This window comes from uncultured Nevskia sp. (assembly GCF_903885465.1).
Lineage (GTDB): Bacteria > Pseudomonadota > Gammaproteobacteria > Nevskiales > Nevskiaceae > Nevskia.
Genome location: NZ_CAISIQ010000178.1, coordinates 1 through 7,410, shown reverse-complemented (window position 1 = coordinate 7,410; position 7,410 = coordinate 1). Strand labels below are relative to the sequence as shown.

General features: G+C 63.6%; 6 protein-coding genes. 2 read left to right on the top strand and 4 right to left on the bottom strand.

The window, feature by feature from the left end; translation table 11 throughout:
* A partial coding sequence (locus QZY06_RS06735; RefSeq protein ID WP_295681946.1) for a phosphate acyltransferase occupies positions 1 to 1,102 on the top strand: 1,102 nt, incomplete at its 5' end.
* Between the two features lie 25 nt (positions 1,103 to 1,127).
* Here the strand turns inward: QZY06_RS06735 and QZY06_RS06730 are convergent.
* Both QZY06_RS06730 and QZY06_RS06725 read right to left on the bottom strand, forming a co-directional pair.
* A complete protein-coding gene (locus tag QZY06_RS06730) occupies positions 1,128 to 2,084 on the bottom strand; it encodes a PDR/VanB family oxidoreductase (RefSeq protein ID WP_295681944.1) in 957 nt (318 codons plus the stop codon).
* A gap of 58 nt (positions 2,085 to 2,142) precedes the next feature.
* Positions 2,143 to 3,198, bottom strand: coding sequence for an aromatic ring-hydroxylating dioxygenase subunit alpha (locus QZY06_RS06725; protein ID WP_295681941.1), 1,056 nt, complete (start codon positions 3,196 to 3,198; stop codon positions 2,143 to 2,145).
* 325 nt (positions 3,199 to 3,523) lie between these two features.
* Between QZY06_RS06725 and QZY06_RS06720 the strand changes: the two genes are divergently transcribed.
* A complete protein-coding gene (locus QZY06_RS06720) occupies positions 3,524 to 4,465 on the top strand; it encodes a helix-turn-helix domain-containing protein (RefSeq protein ID WP_295681937.1) in 942 nt (313 codons plus the stop codon).
* A 17-nt stretch (positions 4,466 to 4,482) separates the two neighbouring features.
* Here QZY06_RS06720 and QZY06_RS06715 read toward each other — a convergent pair whose 3' ends face one another.
* Both QZY06_RS06715 and QZY06_RS06710 read right to left on the bottom strand, forming a co-directional pair.
* Positions 4,483 to 7,227, bottom strand: a complete 2,745-nt coding sequence (locus QZY06_RS06715) for a LuxR C-terminal-related transcriptional regulator (protein WP_295681935.1) — start codon at positions 7,225 to 7,227, stop codon at positions 4,483 to 4,485.
* Positions 7,228 to 7,308: 81 nt separating this feature from the next.
* Complete coding sequence (locus QZY06_RS06710) at positions 7,309 to 7,401, bottom strand: tautomerase family protein (protein WP_295681948.1); 93 nt, start codon at positions 7,399 to 7,401, stop codon at positions 7,309 to 7,311.
* Between the last annotated feature and the right edge of the window lie 9 nt (positions 7,402 to 7,410).

Genomic DNA, 7,410 nt, shown 5'->3' with positions numbered 1-7,410 from the left:
GGACTCCGGCGTGGCGCGCCGGCCGATCGAGGACTTCGAGGCCTACCGGCAGAAGCTGCAGCAGTTCGTCTACCAGAGCGGCACCTTCATGAAGCCGGTGTTCACGGCGGCGCGCAAGGCCTCCGCCACCACTGGCCGCGTGGTGTTCGCCGAAGGCGAGGAAGAGCGGGTGCTGAGAGCGGCGCAGATCATCGTCGATGAAAAGCTCGCGCAGCCGATCCTGGTCGGCCGTCCGGAAGTCATCGCGGAACGGATCCAGCGCTTCGGGCTGCGGCTCAAGGCCGGCGTCCACATCACCATCGTCAATCCGCAGCACGACGATCGCTACCACCAGTACTGGACCGAATACCACGCGCTGATGGCGCGCCACGGCGTCACCGCGCAGTACGCCAAGCTGGAAATGCGCCGGCGCAGCACCTTGATTGCCGGCATGCTGATGCGCAAGGGCGAAGCGGACGGGATGATCTGCGGCACCATCAGCAGCACCGCGCGGCACCTGCAGTTCATCGACCGCACCATCGGCAATGCCGAAGGCACCTCGGTCTATGCAGCGATGAACGCGCTGATCCTGCCCGACCGCCAGCTGTTCATCGTCGACACCCACATCAACGCCGATCCGACTGCCGAACAGCTCGCCGAGATCACCCAGCTCGCCGCCGCCTCGGTGTGCCGCTTCGGCATCGTGCCGAAGGTGGCGCTGCTGTCGCACAGCAACTTCGGCAGCTACGACACCGCGTCGTCACTGAAGATGCGCAAGACCTTGGCGCTGCTGCGCGAACAGGCACCGGATCTGGAAGTGGATGGCGAGATGCATGGCGACTGCGCGCTCGACGAAGCGCTGCGCAAACGCATCCTTCCGGAGACCACGCTCGAAGGCCCGGCGAACCTGCTGGTGATGCCGAACATCGACGCCGCCAACATCGCCTACAACCTGCTCAAGACCGCCGCCGGCAACAACGTCGCCGTCGGCCCGATCCTGCTCGGCTGTGCACGCCCGGTACACATCCTGACGCCAAGCACGACGGTGCGCCGCATCGTCAACATGACGGCGCTGACGGTGGCAGAAGCGAGTGTCGGGCGAGCTTTGGCTGAGGATGCTTGATCGCTGGCGCGATACCCTGCGGCCGCTACAGATCCAGTTCCAGCACTTCCGATTGGGCTCTCGAAACACAGACCAGCATGGTCTGGTTCGATGCCCGTTGTTCTGCCGACAGCACGGTGTCACGGTGGTCGGGAATTCCGGACAGGACTGTCACCTGACAAGTGCCGCAGAGACCTTCTCGACAGGCGCTCGGAAGGAGGATGCCGTTGTCTTCGAGGACGCCGAGAATGCTCTGATCGGCGCCGACCCGGAAGCGTTGCTTCGAGCTTCGAACGACAACATCGAACGCCTGCAGGTCCTCCTGCGTCTTCGGCTCGGCGGAGAACCACTCGAAGTGAACATGATCACTGGGCCGATCACGGCCGGCTCCCTGCACCGCCCGCATCAATGGCGCGGGACCACAGCAGTAGACGTGGGCCGTTGCCGGCACGGTGCGGAGCGCTGATTCCGCATCGAAGAACTGACCGGCCCGTTCCTCGTCGACGTGGAAGTGAACGGCAGCCGTGTTGCCCAGCGCCTTGATGTCTTCGTAGAACGCGGCCCGCTGGCGTGAACGCACACAGTAGAACAGCTGCCATCGTTTCCCGGCCGCCACACACCATCGGATCATCGACAGGATCGGCGTGATGCCGATGCCTCCCGCCACGAAGCAGTACTGCTCTGCATCCGCAACGAGGGGAAAGTTGTTTCTCGGCTGGCTGACGGAAAGCAGGTCGCCCCGACGCACCAGATCATGGATGCGGCGGGACCCTCCTCGACTGCTGGGTGCAAGCCCGACGCCGATGCAGTAACGATCCCGTTCGGCCGGATCGTTGCAAAGCGAGTAATGCCGGATCAGGCCGTTGCCGAGATTCACTTCGAGGTGAGATCCGGCACTGAAAGCCGGCAAGGGCACGCCTGATCGAGCGCGCAGCTCCAGCACAAGAACGTCCTTGGCTTCGCTGCGGATGCTTGATACTTCGAGTTGCAGAATGTTGGTCACTTATGGAAATCCTGGCAACCCGACGACAAGGCTCGACCGGGCGTGCTGACGCCGATGGTCAGGCGGGTTCGGCGACTGGCTGAGCCTGTCCTTCTTCACGAATCAGCTTGTCCAGCACCCAGAGCATCTTTCCCGGGCCGGCATCGTGAGAGATGTTGATCATCTTCAGATTCGGCTTTTCCTTGCGGCGGATGTGCTGGGCTTCGAGCATGATCCTGTCTTCGGTGAAGGCTTCGTCGAGCGCGCCGCCGAGCAGATCGCTCAGCCCCTTGATCTCGGTTTCCTTGCTGGCTCCCCAGGAATAGTAGTAATCGACCGAATCCTCATCCCGAGGCGTGACCGCCTGGCAAGTCCAGGTATCGACGAGCAGCTGGCCATTGGATTCGCCTTCGGTGTTGGTGCCGGCGCTGAAGGCGCGGAAGCGCATGATCCAGTTGCAAGGCACGGTGTGCTGGATGTCGAAGCAGATGTCGAGCTTCATGTCCTCCGGGAAGATGTGCTTCACCGATCCGGTGGGCGCAACCGAGCGAACCCAGAACAGCGTGTTGATGCCGCGTGGCGTGATGGTGTGGATCGGCTTGATATCGCCGTAGGCACGATCGCCGCCGACCGTGTTGGGGTGCACCCAGGTCAGGTGGCTGAGATCGGCAAGATTCTCGATCTCCCAGCGATAGTTGGTCTCCACGCGCATCTGCGAGGTCTTGATATGCCAGTTGGGATCGCTCGGCCCGACCGAGAAGCAGATCAGCTTGGGATCGGCCTTGGCGGGTTCGCCCATCCAGACCCAGATCCAGTTGTCCTTCTCGACCACCGGATAGGCGCGCACGCAGGCACGCTCCGGGATGGTCGTCTGGCCGGGAATTTCCTCGCAGACGCCTTCGCTATTGAACTTCATGCCGTGGTACAGACAGCGCAGGGAATTGCCTTCCTTGCGGCCCAGAGACAGCGCCGCCTGCCTGTGCGGGCAGCGGTCCTCGAGTGCCACCACACCGCCATCAGGCTTGCGGTACAGCACCACGCGCTCGCCGGCGATCATTCTTGAAACGATGGCATCGCGGCCCTGGTGAACTTCGTAGTCCCAGCCGCCGCAGTACCAGGCATTCTTCAGAAACATGTCGATCTCCTCTCTGTTTATGGACGTAAAGCGGCCGCTCGCTATCGGTCGCTCAAGCCGAACTCGCTCCACCGAGTTGCCTGTGTCGGCAATCTAGGACTCGCGCAGAGACAGATCACCCTCCGAGAAGGTTGGAAGTAAGTACGGCGACGACCAACCGGGACCGCGACGGCAGGATTCGCGAGCAACACGGGGCGGGATCACCCGTCTTCGCGGCCGGTGACAGCCATCGCATCAGGCCGGACGATCGCTCCACAGAAAAAGCGGCCTGAGCCGCATCCGACAACGCGAGATCCGGCACGACCGCGATCAGAGAGGAGACGGCATGGAACGGTCTGATTATTCGGAGTCGAGCGGCGACTCCGTCATGGATGTCGAGTTTTCGGGCATCGGCACCCGGTCCGTCTTCGTCGATCCCTCACCCAGGCAAGCAGGTGGCCTCGAGTGCCACCCGCTCCACGTCATCGACCAGATCGTCCGCCATTCGCTGGACGTAGCCGATGGCTCTGCCGCGACCAGGGATGCCGAGCCCCCGCTTGCCGACGAGCAGATCATTCGGGCGCTGTTGCTGCAGGCCCTTTACTCCTTCCGCTGCGACAGGCAACTCGCCGAACAACTGCAGCACAAGCCGCTCTACCGATGGTTCGTCGGCTTGCACGATCCGCAGGACCTGTGGGACGCCGAGGCCTACGCACGGCTGCGGTCGCTGATGCTGGCTTCGTGCCAGGAGAACATCGCGTTTCGCTCGGCGCTCAGCCGGGCACGAACCGTCGCGCTGCAGTGGTCGCGGCACTTCCGGATCGATGAAGCGCTATTCGATGCCTGGCTCGGGATCGAGCGGCACAGGGCAGTCACCGATCTTCCGCTGTCGCTCCGGCAACGGCAGAACATCGAGGCCGCGGCCAGCCAGCCACCGGAGCGCAGCCCCCTGGACCGGGCGCTGGACCTGATCATCAAGCGGATCGGCGACCATGCGCTGAACTCGGATTCCCTCGCCGCCGCGCTGCGAATGTCCCGTCGCTCCCTGTACTACCTGTTCGAACGACAGAACCTGACGCCGACCGAAGCGATCCGGAACATCCGTCTGGAATGCTGCAAGGAAGCCCTTGGAGACCCGCGCCAGCAGAGCCGCAAAGTGATCGATATCGCCCTGAATTTCGGCTTCTCGAGCGCCGCTGCGTTCAGCCGGCAGTTCAAGCAGCGCTACGGTTTCCAGCCGCTGGCTTTTCGCGAGGTGATGCTGCGCCAGGCTGCGTCCAGAAGCTGAGCCTGCGCGCGCTGCACTCAGCTGATCCAGTGATGCTGCCGCGCCCGCTTGATGGCATCCGGCCTTCGGCGCACGTCGAGCTTGTCGAAGATTCGCTGCCAGTACCATTTCACCGTGCTTTCCGCGAGGCAGAGGGATTCCGCGATATCGAGGTTCTGGTAGCCCTTGGCACCGAGGTCCAGGATCTGGATTTCCCGCTGACTCAGCGAGGCGTGATCCGTGGCACCGTTCTCCGGCGAAGAACGTTCGGCAGGAAGACGATCGAGCACGCCCGCCGCCGCCAGCACCATGCGCAGATAGTCCCGAGAGCAAGGGCCGCCCTCGGGCAGGCTGGTCCGCTCGATCTCCATCAGCAGGTCGACGATGTCCGCGCCTTCATCGATCAGCGAGCGGATGAAGCAGCCGCTTTCTCCCATCTGCAGACACTCGACCATGACTCTCAACGCCGCGCGGCGATCGCCAGCAGCAGACAGCGCTTTCGCCAGCAGCACGCCGCAGCGCAAGGCCGAGCGATGGCAGTGCCGGCCTTTGGTGAACAGGTACCAGAGCCTGAGTTGAGCCGCCGCCTCCCGGGCATTGCCGGCAGCCAGCAGCAAGCGCGCCGCGACCAGCGCCAGCAGCTCTTCCCGGGTCGTTGATCCTTCCGCGGGTGCGGCATCCGCACCGTCCTTGAAGCCACTGGCCCGAACCAGGGCCTGTGCTTCCTTCACGCCGTTGCCCAGCAGCAGCGCGCGCACACGCTCATTGAGGATGGCGGCCTGCATACGTTCGAAGCCGTATTGCGCGGCCAGCCAGGCGCCGTCCTCGAGCAGCGTTTCGGCCTCGACACGGCGCCCTCGCAGCATCAGCAGTCGCCCCGAGGTGACGAAGCCGGCAATCAGGTTATCGACGAAGCCCAGCTCGGACGCGATATCGCGCTGCGCGAGAATCTCCTCGGCTTGATGCAGCTGGTCTCGCTCGTAGTACAACTCGGCGAACATCAGCGCGGGCATGTTGTACAGCGTCGAGTGCTCGCCATGCAGTTCCACCGCCACCTGCAGGGCCCGTTCGTACGCCTCCTGGGCATGCGTCAGATCACCGCGGGCCATGAATGTCGCCCCGGCGATGGACTGGTGGAAGACGACGCCGTACGACGCACCGCCTTCAACGAAGCGCTCGTGCAACATCCGGCTCGACGTGGTGACGCCCTCGCAATGAAACATCTCGCGATTCGCCGCCATGATCGCGGAGCCCGTCGACGCACACATGAAGGGATCGCGGGTCTTGCCGTCCTTCAACCAGGCCTGCGCCAATCGCAGCGTGGTGGGCGAATCATCCGACAGCAGGGCCAGCATCATCTGCCGGTGCGCCAGCTTCGCCTCTAGAAAGACCATTTCCGGACAGCCGCCTGCTTCGCCGTGCTCCAGCCGTTCGTCGAGCGCCGTCCGCACGTGTTCCAGCGCGAGCTTGGCATCGGTGAACTTCCAGGACAGCTCGCTGTGCCAGGCGCATTCCAGCTGCAAGCGCGGCAAGCGATGCAGCAATTCACCCGGCAGGCGCGACGACAGCGACAGCAAGGTCGCAGTCTGGCCCGCCGCGAACAGATCGCCACTGGCCCTGTCGAGCAGCTCACCGGCGCGGGCGATATCGCCGGCATTGAAGGCGTGCCCGATCGCTTCGATCATGAAGCGGTGCTCGGCAAGCCACCGCGACGCCTGCCGGTGATATTCCGCGGCGCGATCCGGGTGGCGATCCTTGAGGCGACGACGCAGGAAATCGGAAAACAGGTGGTGATAGCGATACCAGTGATGCTCGGCATCCAGCGAGAAGACGAACAGGTTGCGGCGCTCGATCTCGTCGATCATCGCCCGTCCGTTTTCGCGCTCCAGCACGGCATTGCTGAGGCTGCAGTTGAATCGGTTCAGGATCGAGGTCGCGAGCAGGAAATCCTGAAGTTCCTCGGGCTGGCGGCGCAGCACTTCTTCGCCCAGAAAATCACCGATGCTCCGATGCTCGCCCGAGAAGCGATCGAGAAAGTGATCGATGTCGCTGCTGTCACTGAGCGCGATGCCGACCATCTGCAGACTGGCAACCCAGCCCTCGGTGCCTTCGCACAGGCGGGTGACCTGGGCCTCGCTGAGCTGCACGCCGCTGACCTTGGCGACGAATTCACCGACCTCCAGTTCCGAGAACATCAGATCGGCAACGGCGACTTCATGCAGCTGTCCGAGCACCCGCAAGCGGCTGACCGGCAGCTCGTTGTGGGTGCGCGTCGCGATCAGGAAATGTATGTGGGGGATCGGCGACAGCAGGATGGCATTGACCAGATCCCGGATATCCTCATCGGCGATCAGATGGTAGTCATCGAGGATCAGGAACAAGTCCTGATCCAAGGTCGACAGCTCGTTCAGCAGCAGCGTCTTGAGCGTGTCCGACGGCAGGCTGGCGCCGCCGCTGAGCAGGATCGCGAGCCCCTGGCCGAAGCGGATACCGGTACGGCGCACGGCATCGACCAGGTACGAGATGAAGCGGCTCAGATCCTTGTCGCTCTCGTCGAGGCTGATCCAGCCGACGCTACGTCCAGCGGCCTTGAGTTGCGAGTGTGCCCGCACCAGTACGCTGGTCTTGCCGTAACCCGCAGGCGCGCAGACCAGCAGGAGCTTCTGCTCCAGGCCACGTTCGATGCGGGCGATCAACTGAGGCCGCTCGACCAGCAGGCTTCGCTGTGTCGGCGGCATGAGCTTGGTCGTCAAAGACGCGCCAAGGCTGCTGCTATGCGACATGGCTTCTCCTCCTCTCTACCGGCGCGGCGGACTTATGCTTGTCCGCTCGGCTGCATGCGAGATCCGGAGTATGGCGCGAGATCAGCGGCCGAGCGATTGGGCGGAGTGACCTGCTATCCCCCAATTCGCCTTGGGCACGTCATGGATGAGCACACGCACGGCATCGGGCGACACTTCCGCGGC